This window comes from Streptomyces sp. NPDC013157 (assembly GCF_042899865.1).
GTDB lineage: Bacteria > Actinomycetota > Actinomycetes > Streptomycetales > Streptomycetaceae > Streptomyces.
On record NZ_JBIBAK010000021.1, the window covers coordinates 213,541 to 229,678 of the forward strand.

A 16,138-nucleotide genomic window follows, 5' to 3' on the forward strand; every position below is an offset into this window, starting at 1 on the left:
ACATCGATCGCCCCTCTGACGTGGGGTGTTGTGTTGTAGCTTCCCCGTCGGCAGGAGGTCAACGGCTTCTCGATGTGATGCTTCTGGCTCGGCAGCCGGGGCAACTATTTCGGCAACCGCGAATCGTGCCCTACCCTTTTCTGGCTGCCTGCTTTTTGGGCAGCCTTTCTGCCGTGAGAGATTGCGCTGGATAGGGCTGGACTTGCACGGCCTGGGTGTGGCTATGTTGACGACACCCCCGGAAAGCGAGAGCGGCCATCAGCGTGCCCCTCGCTGCCCGAAACCGGACAACTCCCCTGCCCCTGAAGCCCGTATCGCCACGATCGACGGTGAGCCGTGGGTGCCCGCCCACCTGCAACCGAGTGAGGAACCGACCTCTTGGCCCGAATCCGCACCATCAAGCCCGAAGCCTTCGTCTCCGAGTCCCTGGCCGGCGTCTCCCTGGCCGCCGAGCGCACCTTCTTCGGCCTGCTCACCCAGGCCGACGACCAGGGCCGCCACCGCGACCACGCCGCGATCATCGCCGGACAGCTGTGGGTCCTGCGTCCGAACCACGGGCCCGAAGACGTCGAGAAGGACCTCGCCCAGCTCGCCGATGCCGAACTGATCTGCCGCTACAAGGGCCCGGGCGACAAGAACTACCTGCACGTCGTCACCTGGCACGAGCACCAGAAGATCAACCGGCCCAGCAAGAGCCGCCTTCCCGCCTGCCCCCGACACGGCACCTCGGCCGGAGTCACGCCAAGAGCTGCCAGCGTCGACGTCATGGAGCCCTCACTGCCGCCTCACGGAGCCCTGGGTGAGGGCGCACGGAAGATGCGCGAACCCGCGGTGAATCCGGGAACCGATGACGAAATAGCAGGTCAGGACGGCTTCGCGGAGTCCTCCATGGGGGCTCACGGAGGACTCCCGGAACCGTCCGTGAAGCATCACCGTCCGGATCTAGGACCTAGGATCATGGATCTAGGAAGTACCCCTTCGGGGGGCGCAAGCGCCCCCGCGCGCGACACCGTCTCGGTCAAGCAGCTCCTTGCCGAGTACGTCGCCGCGTGCAACCACCGCCCGCCGGACGCCTTCCTGAGCCATCTGGGCGGGCAGCTGCGCAAGCTGCTCGACGAGGGCATCGCCCCGACCCACCTCCGGGCCGCTCTCGAACGCCATCGGGCCAAGGGGCTGTCCCCGAGCGTCCTGCCCAGCCTCGTCCACGAGGTCATGAACGCCGCCTCCCCTGCCACGTCCGCCGTCCACAGGGCTTGGACGAACCCAACCGACATCGTCGCCGCCTACGGAGATGACCTCTGACCGCCACCCTCACCCGCGCACCCCAGCGCGTCGGCCCGCTCGCCGACCGGCTCAACGGCATCCTGACCAACCGCGGAATCGACCCCGCCGCTGCCGCCGAGGAGCCAGAGCACGAACCGGTCACCGCCCTGGAGCTGGCGGATGCCCGTATCCCGGCCCGCTACCGCTGTGCCCTGGCCGACCACTCCCAGATCACCGCCTGGGCCGGCCAGATCGCCAGGGCAGGACGCCCTGGCCCTGGCGGACCGGGTATCGCCGAGGGCCCGTCGCTGCTGATCGCCGGTCCCACGGGTACGGGCAAGACCTACCAGGCGTACGGCGCTGTCCGGGCCCTCCTGAGCCGAGGCGTCCGCCTGCGCTGGGAGGCCACCACCTCCGCCGACCTGCACGCACGGCTCCGCCCTCGCGCAGGTCACGACGGCGAACGGGATCTGCAGGCGCTCGCCCGCTGCCCGCTGCTGCTCCTGGACGACCTCGGCGCGGCCAAGACCAGCGAGTGGACCGAGGAGCTCACCTACCGGCTCATCAACCACCGGTACGAGCACATGCTCCCCACCCTCATCACCACCAACCTCCCCACCGCCGAACTGCGCACCGCGCTCGGCGACCGCGTCGCCTCCCGCCTCGCCGAGATGACCGAACGCGTCATCCTCACCGGCCCCGACCGACGCCGCACCGCGCAAGCCGTCTGACCGGCCGGCGCTCCCTCCTGCACCGTCTCGCATCGCCCGCCCGCGCTTCCGCCTGCCCTCGAACGTGAGGGCCCCTTGGAGAGCCTCTGCATGACACCTGGCACCACCACGCTCATCAACGCCAACAGCAGCGGCACATCCACATCCGCCCCGCCGCACTGGATCACCGCCCCTGCGGCCATCGCGGTGCTGCTACTCGTCGCCGCCCTGTCTGCTGCACGGCTCCTGCGCCAACGCCGACGAAAGCAGGACGCCGGACGCCGCCGTAACACCGCCGCGATCCCAATCGCCGCCGTCGCCGCGATCGGCTGCACTGCCTACAGCGCGGACACCAGCTGGCGGTTCGCCGCCGACTACCTCGACATGGGCAGCACCATCGAGCGCGCCGCGATGTTCGCCGCCGCTGAGCTCGCCCTGTTCGCCACCGCCCTGCTGGCCCGGCAGAACCTCAACGGCCCGAAGCAGGCACCCGGCCTGCCCGGCACCCTCACCTGGGTGATCACCGCCGTGCAGATCCTGCCCGCCTACGCCGAATCCGGGCCCGTGGGCGGAACGGTGCGGGCCTTCGTCGGCCCGGTCATGGCAGGCATGCTCTGGCACCTGGCCATGGGCATCGAGCTGCGCCACCACAGCCCGCACGCCGACTCCCGCAGCCTGGCCGCCGTCCTCGCCCGACAGGCACGCGAACGGCTCCTCGCCCGGCTCTCGATCGCAGACCGGGACGCGGACGCCGCCCGGATCATCCGCGAGCGCGCCCTCGACCAGGCCGTCACACTGATTCTCCGGGCAGAGGCCATGACGCCCTCGAAACGCACCAAGTGGCGAGGCCGGCGCCTCACCCACCGCCTGCACCAGGCCCTGGAGCAGGCTGACGTCGACCGCGACGAACTCCAAGACGAGCTGCTGCTGCGCAAGCTCGCCACCCGCCAACAGGCCACTGCCCTGGCCTCCAAGCCACTGCCCGTGCGCTGGCCCGATGCCACCGCGCGCACGAGGGGCGGCTCCTCGACGGCCCGCCCGCGGGCCACGGCAGAAGAACGGGCAGAGACTCCGGGCCGCCCGCCCACCAAGGTCGCGGGCGATGACACCGCCGACCGGGCAGCCCGCCCGCAACAGCCCGCCCGCACCACCGTCAGCCCGGAACCAGACCCGGGCGAGGGGCCACCGGGCGACGCTCCAGGCACGGCCTCGCGGGCGGAGTCGAATCGCCCGGGCTCCAAACCGCGCGCGACACGGGCCCTCCTCAATAAATACGCCCAGGACCTCTACCGCGAGCACGGACGTCTCTCCCGTGACCTGCTGGAGGAAGCCGTGCGCAAGGACGGCTACAGCGTGGCCAGCGACACCGCCGGAGAGGTGGTCCGCACCGTCAAAGCCGAGCTGCCGACCGCGCCCGCCGGCCACCCGCGCTGAGACGCCACCCAACATCCGAGGAAGACCGCTCAATGCACGACTCTCACCTCGAACTACACAACACCCAAAGGGAGATCACCACGCCCACGACGACGGCAGCAAGCAATGGCGATGGACCGTCCAAGGGCCGGTCCATCGCAGACGCCTCCGCCCCGGGGGTGGCGGAGGCGAGGCTCCGGCGCGAGGGCGCGCCGGAGCAGGAGGGGGTGGGCGAAGACTCTGTCGCCGAAGAGCAGCCAGTCGTCGTACGCGCTGCCGACGAAGCCGTGCTCCACCGTGTCGCCCGTCGCCGAGAACGTGATGACGAGCGCCGCGAAAAGCGCGTCGACGTGCGTTACAGCGTTGACGAGAAGTCCAAGATCCTTGCCAAGGCCAAGGCGTTGGGCATCACCGGCGCGCACCTCGTCGGCGCGGTCGTCATGGCCTTCGTCAACGGCGAGGCACACCTGCCCGACCAGCGCACGGTCTACGATGACGCGATCGACGAGTTCGCCGCCCTGCGCACCCAGATCGCCCGGATCGGCACCAACGTCAACCAGATCGCCCGCCGCCTCAACTCCGACAGCGATCCACACCCTGTGGACGCCGCCGTCTTGGAGCGAGCCGAACGCCTCCTGACCGCCGCCCAGGACGCGGTGAAGGCCGTGGACGAGGCCGCTTTCCGGGCCGCCGGGCAGAAGGCGGGCCGAGCGTGATCGCGAATATCGTCAAACCGGGCAGCTACACCCGGGGCGTGCTGATCTACCTCTTCGGGCCGGGCACAGCGACCGTGCACACCGACCAGCACATCGTCGCCTCCTGGGACGGCTTCGCCCCAGACCCCGGCCCCGAAGGCAGCCCAGGCCACACGGAACGGATGGGTCAGCTCGTCAAAGCCCTCGACCTGCGGGTCAAGCAGGCCGGCGACCAGGCCCCCGAGGGGCAGGTGTGGCACTGCTCGCTCCGCGCCGCACCCGAGGACCGCACCCTGTCCGACGCCGAGTGGGCCACCATCGCCCGCCGCGTCCTGCACGCCACCGGCATCGCCCCAGACGGTGATCCGGACGGCTGCCGCTGGATCGCCGTACGTCACGCGGATGACCACATCCACATCGTCGCCACCAAGATGCGCGGGGACCTGCGCCCGCCGCGCAACTGGAACGACTACCACCGCGCCATGACAGAACTCACCCAGATCGAGACCGACTTCGGCCTCCACCAGGTCAATCGCGACCGTGACACCTGGCCCGCCGCCAAGCGCCCCACCCGGGCGGAGACGGAGAAGGCCGCCCGCAGCGGACGCGACCGGCCCGTGCGCGAGCAGCTGCGCCTCATGGTGCGCACCGCGCTCTCCCACGCTCACAGCGTGGAGGAGTTCCTCAACCTGCTCGCCGACGCGGGCTTGCAGGTCGAAACCCGCACACTGCCCTCCGGCGACCTCAAGGGCTACAAGGTAGCCCTCGCTGACGACACCAAAACCGACTTCGAGCCCATCTGGTACTCCGGCTCCAGTCTCGCCACCGACCTGTCCCTACCCAAGATCCAAGAACGCCTCGCCGCCACCGAACCCGCCGTCCCACAGCCAGCAGGCCGGCCCCGGCCGAACCCATGGCACCAGGCCACCGCCGGTATCGACCGCATCCCCCACCACCTCGCCCAGGACGACCCGGCGGCAGCCTCGGCACACCTGGTGGCATTCGGCGAGATCCTCAACGCCCTGCCCGCCCTCGCCCCCGCTCACCTCCGCGCCGAATTGCGCCAAGCGGCCTACGCGTTCGAGTACGCGGTCAACACCCGTGCCCGCGTGGACCACCGGCATGCCCGCGCGCTGCGCGGCGCTCTGAAGACCATGCGCTCCCAACCCGCCGACGACAGCCTCGTGGCCATGCTCGTGGACGCCGCCATCCTCGTGGTCATCGCCGTGCGCCGCAGGAGTGCTCTGCAGCAGCACGACCAGCGGGTGGCTGCAGCTCAACAGACGCTGCTCCACCTTCAGGCCGTGTACGGGCAGGCCGCACCGGTCCCGCTGTCGCGGCTCGCCGAACGAAGGCCGCCGTCCGACGTCACGCGCCGATACGCCGAGCACCTGCGCAAGGCCGTGCCCGCCTACGCCGAGCAGGTCCTCGGCGAGACCGCCTGGGACGCACTGGCGGCCGTGCTCGCGGACGCCGAGCGCGCGGGCCACGACCCCACCACCCTGCTCCAACAAGCAGCCGGGCCACGCCCGCTGGACGATGCCCTCTCCCCGGCGGAGGTCCTCACCTGGCGCATCCAGCGCCTCGGTGAACGCCACGCCCCCAGCCGCTGCGCCGTACAAGCCCAAAGGGCTGTACAGCGCCCCGCTCCTCTCGCCCAGCCAGCAGCAACCACCCCCGCCCCAAAGGCGTCGCCCGCACAGCGACGGTGATCAGTTCCGCGTAGGTGCTGGGGGGAGCGACTCCAGCAAACCCCCGCGCTGCGCATTAAGCGGCCCTCGCAGCGGCTCCTGACGTCCCTCGCGACCCTCCTCCGCGTGGCATCGGCTCCTCAGCCGAGCTCGCGTCGTACCCGACACCGATGCGCACCGGTCGTTTTGGGATCCTTCCTGTCTACCTGAGGCGAAATGGTTGTCCCGTTTCACCGAAGGTTGAGCGTTCTCACCGAACTTTGATCGCCTCGGGGGCCTACTGAGCCAGGAGTCCGCGCAGGTCGGACTTACTCATCGGGGCACCACCAACGGCCCGCAGCCAGAACCGCGTAGCCCGGCTTACGCCTGACGCCGCTTCGTTGCCATCGTGCTTTACCTTAAATCGGCCTACGGGCGGAACTCTGGGCTGTTAGTTCACCTGATCGCATGAACTCCGCTGTCCTGGTTCGGCATTGCGCTGGAGCGGGTGGCAGATTCCGTGGTGCACGTCGGTGGCTCATCACTGGCGTCCGCCTCATGCCGCCGTCGGCGGAGCAGGAGCAAGCAGCGAGATGTCCAGACGCCACCGAGGCGTTGTTGGGGCTGACCGTTCTTCGGGCGTTGGCAGGTGGGCCGTACGGGGCGAGGACCGCCATACTCCCTTCCGCAGGGTGTTGGCCCGTTCCTCGTCGGCACGAGGCTTCGGCGCTCGGGCGCGTGACACGCTCCCGAGATACGGGAGCCTCTGTGCTCGCCCGGCACGCCGGGTGAAAGGACAACACCATGGTCGCGAAACGACCTGACGGCATTTTCCCGCGCATCGGCACCGACACCTACGGCCGGAACCTCGCGGACGCTATCGAGAACACCTCTGCGGAACTCGGGGTCGTACCGCCTCCGCGGCAGGCGATCATCGAGGGACTGGCCACCGCTCTCCCGGACACCGAGATCAAGGGCCTTATCGCCAGCCGCAGCGGCAAGAAGGTGCTCAAGCCCTCGGCGTTCCGTCTCGTGCAGGCGGGCGAGGAGCAGGTACTCCTGCTGATGTGTGACGTTCATGGTGCTGCAGTGGTCCCGTGGGACCTCAACGACCGCACCGTCAGCTGCTGGTCGCCGCCCGTTGCTGAGGCCAGCCAGCGCGTCAAGGACCTCATCGCCGCCGAGTTGGCGCTGAACGAAGCCAGGAAGACCGCGAAGACCGCTGAGAAGGAGCGGGAAAGCTGCCGCCGCGCGGCCGGTAACGACACGTACGCCGCGCAGGCGCTGGCGGCGGCCGCGCAGAAGCACGAGGACGCTGACCGCCGAGTGGGAGAACTCGATGGCGAGCGCCAAGCCCTCCTGACCGCCCTCGGTGGCCGGCGGCCGCGTCCTGTGGTCCGGGCGGCGGAGGAAGACGGGGAGCCGAAGGCGGCGCTCGCTCTAGCCGAGCAGCCGTACGACGTGGCCGTCCACATGCAGCGGTACGCCGCCGAGAATCTGGAGCGCGCCGGGAAGACCCGCGGCTACGACCTGGCCGAGTCCCTCGTAGACGCGGGCCAGCTCTCCAAGGGCATGAACGTCCTGCAGCAGTGGCAGATCACCCGCCCCGACGGCACGGTGTCGAAGCTGTGGCGGCTGGCCGCCGTGACCGGGAACAACCGTGCACTGGCCCGTCTCAACATCTTCCGTGTGCGGCCGGAACACCTGGTCACGGGGATGCCCCAGTCCCTCCTGCCCATGCCGAAGGGCAAGAAGGCTGATCCCGAGCTGCTGCTGCTGAGTCAGCGGGAGATCCTGAACCGCCTCTCGGACCGGCTCAACGAGGCCATCGCCAAACCGGAAACGGAGGCGACCGACCCGTCGGTCCGGGCCGGAAAGATCGCCACGGTCTCCGCGGAGATCGTGATCGGCTGCACCAAGCCGGCGGCTCTGGAACACGTCCTGCGGACCCTGAACGTCAACGACCACCTGCGCGGCATCCAGCCCTACGACGAGGACGCACGCCTGATCGCCCTGTTCGCAACGCTCGTCGACGCATACGCCAGGGAATCGCTTCTCGCGGACGCGCTCGCCGAGGCGTTCCCCGACGCGCGAGGCGCGGACCTCCTCGACCTGGTCGGGGTACGCGACGCGCTGACCGCCAACGGACCGCTCGACCCGCTGGTGCCGCTCGTGCCTGCGGGCGACGATGTCTCACCGGCTGTGCTCCGTGACATCGCGGTGCGCGCTATCACCGCGCTCGTGTTCCCCGAGATCCCGCCCGAGACCCCGAAGCGGACGAACGCGCGCACCGACACGGGGCGCTTCTGGCCGATCGTCAGGGGGACGCTGCAGGAGCCGGCGTGGAGCCAGACCAAGGCGCGGACGGCAGAGGCACGCACCCGCCTGTGGTCCGCCGCCATCGCCCAGCTGTTCCTGCACCGTGGCAACATCCTCTCCGCTCTCGGCTTCTTCGGGGTACCGGAGACCGCGAAGGGCGCCGGGCAGGACCCGCGGTCGCTCAAGGTGCTCCTCCTCGGGGCAGAGGCCGGCGACGCGACCGCCTGGGCCGCCCTCGTCCAGCGCATGGCACCGGCGCTGATCCACGCTCCGCAGCCGTTCATCACCGCTGGTCAGGGCAGTGAGGCAGGCGACAGTCGCAAGGGCGTACGGCGCACCCCCAAGAGCGCCCTCGCCGCCCTCACCCTGGCGTACACGGCAACCAGCGCCCCGGGCGTCAGCCGGGCCCTTCTCCTCGCGTTCGCGAAGGCCGTGCTGGAGCACCCGGACGCAACACAACCGCCCAAGGCGGAAGACGGTAAGCCTCTGATCTGTTACGGCGAGCGGCACTGGGTTGAGGGCTGGACGCCGATCACCGCGGGGATGGTGATCGCTCCTGACACCGAAGGCCGGCCCACCCACTACGTCGCAGACAAGGCATGGTTCGACGAGACCTTCCCCGTGGAACTCGGTCACCCGGCCCCGGGCGGCCCCGGAAGCACCACCACTTCCCCCACGGCCGGAACCAGCACGAATCCCACTGCCGCCACCGTGCAGGGCGCTCCGCCTGCCGACCCGCACGACCAGCTGGCCGCGCTGCGCCGGGAGCTACCGGCCCGGGTGGAACTCGTCGAGGGCGGCTACCAGCAGGCCGTGGACTCCGCTCACAACCTGCTGATGGATTTCGAGGAGGCGCACCGCCTGCGAGTCCAGCTCGGAGAGGACGCGCTCCCGGCCGAGCAGCGGATCGAGTGGATGGAGAAGCTGGCGAAGGTCCGGGCCGCGGCCCAGGCCAGCGTGACGACGCTCGAACAGGTGGAAGCGCTAATCCTGCAGGTCTGACCGGCACGGTAGAACCCGGGTCCTCGTGTAGCGGCGGGCTTCTCAAGACAGTCGAGGAGCCCGCCTCCCATCCTCACCAAAGTGGTGCCCGGCGGGTCACGCGACTGGTTCAGTCAGGTGGCGAGAGCGGGCAGACCGACCGAGGCGGTCAAAGTTCGGTGAGAACGCTCAACCTTCGGTGAGCGGGACAATGGTGAATAGATGAACAGGCTTACCTAAAGAAGCGTGCCGCGCCCTCGCAGCTACTGCGCGTGATCGCCAGCGGCCTTCGTGGTGCACGCCGTGGCTCAGACGCGCCCTTGACCAAGGTCTACAAGGGCTGTTCCGTTAGGAAAGTTGGGGCGTCGGACTCGGGGGTGGCCTTCGTGACCAGGTCGGTTGGCGGTGCGTGGTGTCTCATCAGCGGCACCACGGGGGAATCGGCCGCTCCCCCGGCCGCTGGGGCCTCCGTATGAGACTCCGGCGCGGGATCGCGATCGCCGTCGTCGCCGGAGGCGGCGCTGTGACCACGCTGTTGGTCGGCCTCGTCACGAACGCCGTGTCCAACCAGTCGCGGTGGCCCGGCTGGCTGGGGTGGTTACAGGAGCACGCCTGGTTCTCGTTCGTCGTGTTGGGTGTGGCGATGGCGGGGATGACGGCTCTCCTCGCCGGGCTTTCCGAGTCGCGGCCTCCCGCGTCGTCGGTGAGGCCGGAGGATGGAGCGGGGCCGCCGGGGGCCGCTCAAGTGCTGCGTTCCTTACCGCGCGACACCGCCGCGTTCACCGACCGGACCGCGGAGCTGGAGCAGCTCGTGGGCTCAGTGCGGGCCTCACAGGAGCAGGGCGAGGGGCTGCCCGTTCACGTGATCGACGGAATGCCGGGCGTCGGAAAGACCACTTTCGCCGTGCACGCCGGCCACCTGCTCTCCGAGCGGTTCCCCGACGGACAGCTCTTCGTGAACCTCAACGGGTACACGCCGGGGCGCACTCCGGTGCAGGCTGGCGAGGCGCTTGCCTCGCTTCTCGCGGCTGCCGGCGTGCCGACGCAGCAGATACCTGTCGGGGACGACGTCGGAGCGGTCACGGAGGCCCGGGCCGCCATGTGGCGGAGCAGACTCGCGGACAAGAAGGCGCTGCTGATTCTGGACAACGCGGCCAGCTACCAGCAACTGGAGCCGCTGCTTCCCGGTGGGGGCGGGTGCCTGGTGTTGGTGACCAGCCGCAAACGACTGGTGGCAAACGAGGAGGTGGTCATGTCGGTGGACGCGCTGCCGCCGGATCACGCGGTCGACCTCTTTGTGCGGCTCAGTGGGCGGCCGACCGATGCGCTGGACCAGGATGTGGTGAACGAGATGGTCCGGCTGTGCGGGTGTCTGCCGCTGGGGGTGTCTCTGCTCGCGGCACGGTTGCGGCATCATCCGTCCTGGACCGCCGAGGATCTGCGCGGGCGGCTGGTGGCGGCGCGGGACCGGCTGGGCGAGCTGCGGGCCGGGGAGCACGCCGTCACTGCGACGTTCGATCTTTCGTACCGGGATCTCGCCCCGGAGCGGCAGCGCTTCTTTCGACGGCTCGGCTTCTTCCCCGGCACCGATCTCGACGTGCACGTCGGGGCGGCTTTGGGAGAGGTCTCGGTCGTAGTGGCCCGTCGGTGCCTTGAGGCGCTCTACGACGACCACCTGATCGACGAGCAACCGGGGAGTCGCTACCGGCTGCACGATCTCCTACGTGACTACGCTCGCGGTCTCGCCGCCGAGGGGGACAGCATGGACCACGTACAGGCCGTCCAGCGTGTATGTACCTACTACCTGGCCGCTCTCGCCGTCGCGAACGGGCACATCGTGCGTAGCGGCGCCGCCGTGCCACCGGCGCCGGACGATGCCTCGCGGGTGGAAACTCCGGTCCTGGAGTCGCGGGCGGACGCCCTGGGCTGGTTGGAGACCGAGCGAGCCAACATCCTCGCCGCCGTCCGGCGGGCGAACGGCTTCTCCCTGTACGACCTCGTGGTCCGGCTCGCTGCGGCCATGGCGCCCTTCCTGCGCCAGGCCGGTCCCTGGGACCAGGCCGTCGGGCTCCATCGCACCGCCGCCGAGGCCGCCAGCCACACCGGCGACCAGCGGGCCCGGGGCGACGCTCTCGCCGAACTCGGCGTCGTACGCCGCTTCATGGCCGCCTATCCGCAGGCGGTCGACGCCCTCAGTGACGCCGTGACGGCGTACGAAGCGGTCGACGAACGGCGGGGCAAGGCGGACGCTCTCAACCAGCTCGGCATCGTCTGGTACCTGACCGCCGACAACGAGGACGCGGCGCGCGCCCAGGCCGAAGCCCTCGCCCTCTACCGTGAGCTGGGCTACCGGCTCGGACAGGCGAACGCGCTTGCCGATCTCGGCATGACACACCGGCAGCTGAGCCGGTTCGACGCCTCGCTGGAGGCGCAGAGCGAGGCCCTGACGATCTACCGGGAACTCGGTGACCGGTACGGGGAAGCGAACTCCCTGCGCGACCTGGGCGTCGTGCACTGCCTCATGGGCGCATACGACGTGGCCGAGCGACATCACCAGGAAGCGTTCGACATCTATCTGGAGCTCGACGACCGTACTCACCAGGCTTACGCGCTGAACGAGCTAGGCGTCGTCCGGCGGTTGACCGGAGACATCGAGGGAGCTCGGACGGCACACAGCCAGGCCCTGACGCACTTCACCGAGCTCGGTGAACGGTTCGGGCGCGCGAACAGCGTCCGCCACCTTGGCGTCGTGGACCGCGTTTCCGGGGACGCTGCAGAGGCGGTCCGGCTGTTGGAGGAGGTCCTGGAGACCTACCGCGCACTCGGCAGTCGCGGGGGTGAGGCCGCCTCACTGAGTGAGCTGGGTGTGGCGCGCGGCATCGTTGGGGAGTTGGACGGAGCGATTGAGGCGTTCCAGGGTGGACTGCGGATCCTGCGGGGCCTGGGCGACCGGTGCGGAGAGGCAGAGGTGCTGAACCACTGGGGGATGCTGATCCTCAACTCGGGTGAAGCGGCTGCCGCCCATCGGCACTTCGATCAGGCCCTCACGCTCGCGCGGGAAATTCGCTGCCCGCTGGAGGAGGCGCGGGCATTGGAGGGCATCGGCCGCTGTGACTGGACGGTTGACGGGCCTGGTCACGGCGTGGGCTCACTGCGAGCCGCCGTAAGCGTGTACCGGCGGCTGGGAGTGAGCGTGGCCGTGGACGACATCGAACGGTTGCTGGTGCCGCGGTCCGGTTGAAGCCGACCATGTGGCCGAATTTCCGGTGCTGGATGGGTGGTTGAGGATGCTATGTTCCCCGCTGATCTGTCGCTTCAGCCCCGTCGCACCGTGCCGCCTCCCGCATGTATCTCACGAGGAGCGTTGGATGCCGTCACCCACGTCCGTCACCGAGCCACACGCCATCACGCCCGTCAGCCCGGACTCCGCGGAGCCGACGCCAGCCGGAGCCGCCGTCCTGGACCGCGTGGCCGCGCGCGTACGGCAGCGGCTGGAGGCCGAGGAGGGCGCGACGAGCCGGTTCGGTGACGGTACTCACGCGGCCTCACTCATCTGGCCCTGGCCGTTGTGAGCACGTCCGCTCGATGACAGAACCCGAAGTCCCCGTTCCTTTCGCGACGTTCATCCTCAAGGTCGCCAACCGCTGCAACATCGACTGCGATTACTGCTTCGTCTTCAACTCCAAGGACCAGGTGGCGCGGCGCCTGCCCGCCCGAATGGACCTCGCTGTGGCCCGGTCTGCGGCCCGGCAGATCGGTGAGCACGCCTCCACGCACGGACTTCGGACCATCCACGTCGTCTTGCATGGAGGGGAGCCGCTTCTCGTCGGCGTCCGACACATGGCCGAGCTGTTGGAGGCCGTCCGGGACGAGGCGCCGACCGAGACCCGGGTTCTCTTCGAGCTCCAGACCAACGGGACGCTTCTGTCCAGTGCCTGGCTGGACCTCTTCGAGCGGTACGAGGTCGCAGTGGGCGTCAGCCTCGACGGACCGCCGCGTGCGAACGACCGGCACCGGCTGACCCACGCCGGACGGTCGAGCGCCGCCTCCGCCGTGCACGGCATCGAACTCCTCCGGTCACGACCACACCTGTTCGCGGGGCTGCTCGCCGTCGTGGACCTGGCTAACGACCCCGTAGAGGTCCACGACTACCTAGCGGCGTTCGAACCGCCCGTGATCGACTTCGGCCTGCCGCACGCAACCCACGACGATCCGCCGCACCGCGCCGACCCGAGCGTGCCCGAGTACGGGTTGTGGATGAGCAGGGTTTACGACGCCTGGCTCGCCCGGCCGGAGTACGGGCACAGTATCCGGATGCTGGAGGACATCGTGGCCCTCAGCTCAGGCGTGCGCGGCTCGGTGGAGACGCTCGGCCTGGCACCGCCGACGAACGTCGTAATCGAGTCCGATGGCTCCATCGAGGCGGTGGACACCCTGCGGTCGGTCGAGGAGGGTGCCTCCTGGCTCGGGCTCGACGTCCTGCGCCACTCCTTCGACGAAGCTCTGTCGCATCCAAAGCTGCTGCACCGGCAGCACGGCAAGGATGCGCTCGCCGAACAGTGCCGAGCCTGCCCACTCGTGGACGTGTGCGGCGGTGGCTACCTCCCGCACCGCTTCAGCGAAGCCCAGGGCTACCGGAATCCGTCTATCTACTGCGCGGACCTGGAGTACCTCATCCGACACGTGCAGGGCTCCCTGCAGCAGCACGGCTGGAACCCATACGCACGGGCTGCGGCGTCGCCGTAGGCGCGTGTGCCGTACCGCGGGGAGAGGATCACGCGTTGGAAAGAGCGAATGCAGCAGACATCGAAGCAATCGAGGAAGGACAGGAGGCGCCGATGACCGTGACGATCCGTCCCGCGGAGAAGCGGGATGTGCCTGCCGTGGCCGAGCTGATCGAGGAGGTCGAGCGGTTCTACGGGGCAACCGACACAGACATCCAGCCGATCGAGGAGCGCCGCCTCCAGGTGGAAGAGGCCCTCTTCGGCGCGCCACCGCTGGCGTCCGCCCTGCTCGTCGAGGACGAGGCCGGGGACATCGTGGGCCTCGCCGCCTACTCCTTCCTCTGGCCGGCAGCCGGCTCCACGCACTCCCTGTTCCTGAAGGAGCTCTACGTCCGCGACACCCTGCGCCGACAGGGCATCGGTGCTCGCCTCATGGACGAACTCCGCACCTTGGCCGCCGCGCGTCCCGGGTGCAGCCGGGTGGAATGGATGGCTGACCGCGACAACCCAGGCGCACGGGCCTTCTACGAGTCGCGCGGGTTCACCGAGTCCGACGGGAAGATCGTCTACCGGATCGACTCTGGCACCACGTGAGGGTGAGTGGGACTGTGAAAGTGGAGCGCTGCGAGGAGTGCGGCAGCCAGATCGTCATCGGGCTCGGATGCGACTGCCCGCCGGGCTCGTCCGCTTCGGCGGCCCCTCGTTCGGCGAAGACGTCCGTGAAGAGGGAGTGGCGTGCTCATCCGGATGACACGATCCTGATCTCCCCAGGGCAGTGCGCGCACCTGCCCGGTTGGTGCGACCACATGACCGAGGACGACGTACGGCCCCCGCGGTGGGGGTGGATCCCGAACCCTCCGCATGGGCTCTGGGGGCGGTTGAGCAGTACCTACCCGGCGACTGCCACCGTGGGCAATCCGAAGCGGATGGCCGTGCGGCGGTGCACCACCTGTGAGGCGAACCTCGCCCAGGGATGACCGCTGCCCTCCAGCACCACTGTGCTCCGGCTTCGGTGGGCGCGGCCGTACCTGCCGACAGCCGCGCCCGCCTACGTCTGGATCAGCAGGGTCAGTAGGCGATGACGAGCCGCACAGACGGCCGGTCGATCACGGCTGCGTCGGCGAGGTCGCTGTCCGGCGTGTCCGCGGGGTAGGCGGTGATCGCGGGTTCGACGGTCCTGGCCGGGCTCCAGGCACGGATCTGCGCGCAGATCCGCTCGGCGAGTTCGGCGCCGACCGGGCCGTAGCCGACGGCTCCCAGCCGGAACCGGGATTCGGTGGCCAGCGGGTCGGCGGTGCGCTCCAAGGTGAGGTAGGCGATGGAGTCAGCCTCGACGAGGGCTGGGCTGAGGGCGGGTGAGGCGGGGCGGTGCAGGCCGGCTTCCAGTGCCGCGGGCTTCGCGGTGATGCGGCAGGTCGCTCGTTCGGTGGCGCTCAGGCGCAGCCAGACGCCGTCGAACGACTCGACGGAGCCGACCATCGCGTCCGTCCAGACGACCGACTTCGGTCGGGTGAGGGCGTCGCGCAGCAGTTCTGGGGCGATGGGCTGGTCCTCGTCCCAGTAGAGCCTGACAAGTCGGTTGTCGTCGATGTAGCCGTTCCGCTCGCCGTCCTGGCCGATCACCGGGAGGAAACCGCACATCCTCACGGAGTCGGACCGCATCCGGTCCTTCTCCCGTCGGAACGCCACGGACCTGGACAGCCCGCGCCATCGCAGCGGGACCACGAGTCGTCCACCGACCGCGAGCTGGTCCCACCAGGCCGCGGGGAGGTCCCACATGCCGACCGCCGCGATCATTCGGTCGTAGGGGCCGAACTCCGGGGCGCCGAGGGCACCATCTCTCGTGACCACGCGAACGTCGGCGTACCCGTTCGCGTCCAGCATCCGGCGGGCGTAAGCCGTCACGTCGGGGGCGATGTCGCACGTGGTGACCTGTCCGGACTTGCCGGTGAGGTGCTTGAGCAGGGCGGCGTTGTAACCGGTGCCGGCCCCGATCTCGAAGACGTGGTCGCCTTCGCGGACGGCGAGCTGGACCAGCATGAAGTGCACGACGTCGGGCTGGGAGGCGCAGCTCAGTGGGAGTGCGTCCTCGTCGGGGTTCTCCTTGATGGTCACGCTCTTGTTGGCGTACGCCTCCTGGAGGGGCGCGTCGGGGAGGAAGGCGTGGCGGGGCACGGTCCGCATGGCGGTTTCAACGCGTGCGTCGCGGGGGCCAGAGACGTCCTGCTGCAAAATGGCGTCAACCAGGCGGTTGCGCAGGTCCTCGGGGGAGGCGCCGGTGGTGGTGTTCGTCGCGTCCTTCCGGAAGGTGCCCGGCCGTGCGTACGGCAGGGGCAGATCGTACTCAGGTGATCTGGTGCGGG

At 69.6% G+C, this 16,138-nt stretch carries 11 protein-coding genes; 10 read left to right on the forward strand and 1 reads right to left on the reverse strand.

The window, feature by feature from the left end:
* Window positions 1-378: 378 nt before the first annotated feature.
* The 10 genes from ACFY6U_RS44570 to haaN all read left to right on the forward strand — a co-directional run bounded on the left by ACFY6U_RS44570 (window position 379) and on the right by haaN (window position 14,369).
* Entirely contained in the window at window positions 379-1,302 is a 924-nt protein-coding gene (locus ACFY6U_RS44570) for a hypothetical protein (RefSeq protein WP_390047765.1), read from the forward strand.
* Complete coding sequence (locus tag ACFY6U_RS44575) at window positions 1,299-1,994, forward strand: ATP-binding protein (RefSeq protein WP_390047821.1); 696 nt, start codon at window positions 1,299-1,301, stop codon at window positions 1,992-1,994. The genes ACFY6U_RS44570 and ACFY6U_RS44575 overlap by 4 nt, the downstream gene beginning before the upstream one ends.
* Window positions 1,995-2,084: 90 nt before the next feature.
* Entirely contained in the window at window positions 2,085-3,407 is a 1,323-nt protein-coding gene (locus ACFY6U_RS44580) for a hypothetical protein (RefSeq protein ID WP_390047767.1), read from the forward strand.
* 32 nt (window positions 3,408-3,439) lie between these two features.
* Window positions 3,440-4,102 carry a MobC family plasmid mobilization relaxosome protein gene (locus ACFY6U_RS44585; RefSeq protein WP_390047768.1) on the forward strand — a complete coding sequence of 221 codons (663 nt, stop codon included), beginning with the start codon at window positions 3,440-3,442 and terminating at the stop codon, window positions 4,100-4,102.
* Window positions 4,099-5,793 carry a relaxase/mobilization nuclease domain-containing protein gene (locus tag ACFY6U_RS44590; RefSeq protein ID WP_390047770.1) on the forward strand — a complete coding sequence of 565 codons (1,695 nt, stop codon included), beginning with the start codon at window positions 4,099-4,101 and terminating at the stop codon, window positions 5,791-5,793. Before ACFY6U_RS44585 ends, ACFY6U_RS44590 begins: the two co-directional genes overlap by 4 nt.
* A gap of 762 nt (window positions 5,794-6,555) precedes the next feature.
* Complete coding sequence (locus tag ACFY6U_RS44595; protein ID WP_390047772.1) at window positions 6,556-9,072, forward strand: hypothetical protein; 2,517 nt, start codon at window positions 6,556-6,558, stop codon at window positions 9,070-9,072.
* Between the two features lie 451 nt (window positions 9,073-9,523).
* Window positions 9,524-12,292: a cyclophane-containing RiPP biosynthesis TPR protein HaaT gene (haaT, locus tag ACFY6U_RS44600; protein WP_390047774.1), complete on the forward strand. Its 2,769-nt coding sequence runs from the start codon at window positions 9,524-9,526 to the stop codon at window positions 12,290-12,292.
* 127 nt (window positions 12,293-12,419) lie between these two features.
* Window positions 12,420-12,623, forward strand: a complete 204-nt coding sequence (gene haaA / locus ACFY6U_RS44605) for a HaaA family cyclophane-containing RiPP peptide (protein ID WP_365800280.1) — start codon at window positions 12,420-12,422, stop codon at window positions 12,621-12,623.
* Between the two features lie 13 nt (window positions 12,624-12,636).
* Complete coding sequence (locus tag ACFY6U_RS44610; RefSeq protein ID WP_390047776.1) at window positions 12,637-13,797, forward strand: FxsB family cyclophane-forming radical SAM/SPASM peptide maturase; 1,161 nt, start codon at window positions 12,637-12,639, stop codon at window positions 13,795-13,797.
* A gap of 92 nt (window positions 13,798-13,889) precedes the next feature.
* Complete coding sequence (haaN, locus tag ACFY6U_RS44615; protein WP_390047778.1) at window positions 13,890-14,369, forward strand: cyclophane-containing RiPP N-acetyltransferase HaaN; 480 nt, start codon at window positions 13,890-13,892, stop codon at window positions 14,367-14,369.
* 474 nt (window positions 14,370-14,843) lie between these two features.
* Here the strand turns inward: haaN and fxlM are convergent, their stop codons facing one another.
* Window positions 14,844-16,112 (reverse strand): methyltransferase, FxLD system, encoded by a 1,269-nt coding sequence (gene fxlM / locus ACFY6U_RS44620; protein WP_390047823.1) that lies wholly within the window; start codon window positions 16,110-16,112, stop codon window positions 14,844-14,846.
* Window positions 16,113-16,138: the final 26 nt, after the last annotated feature.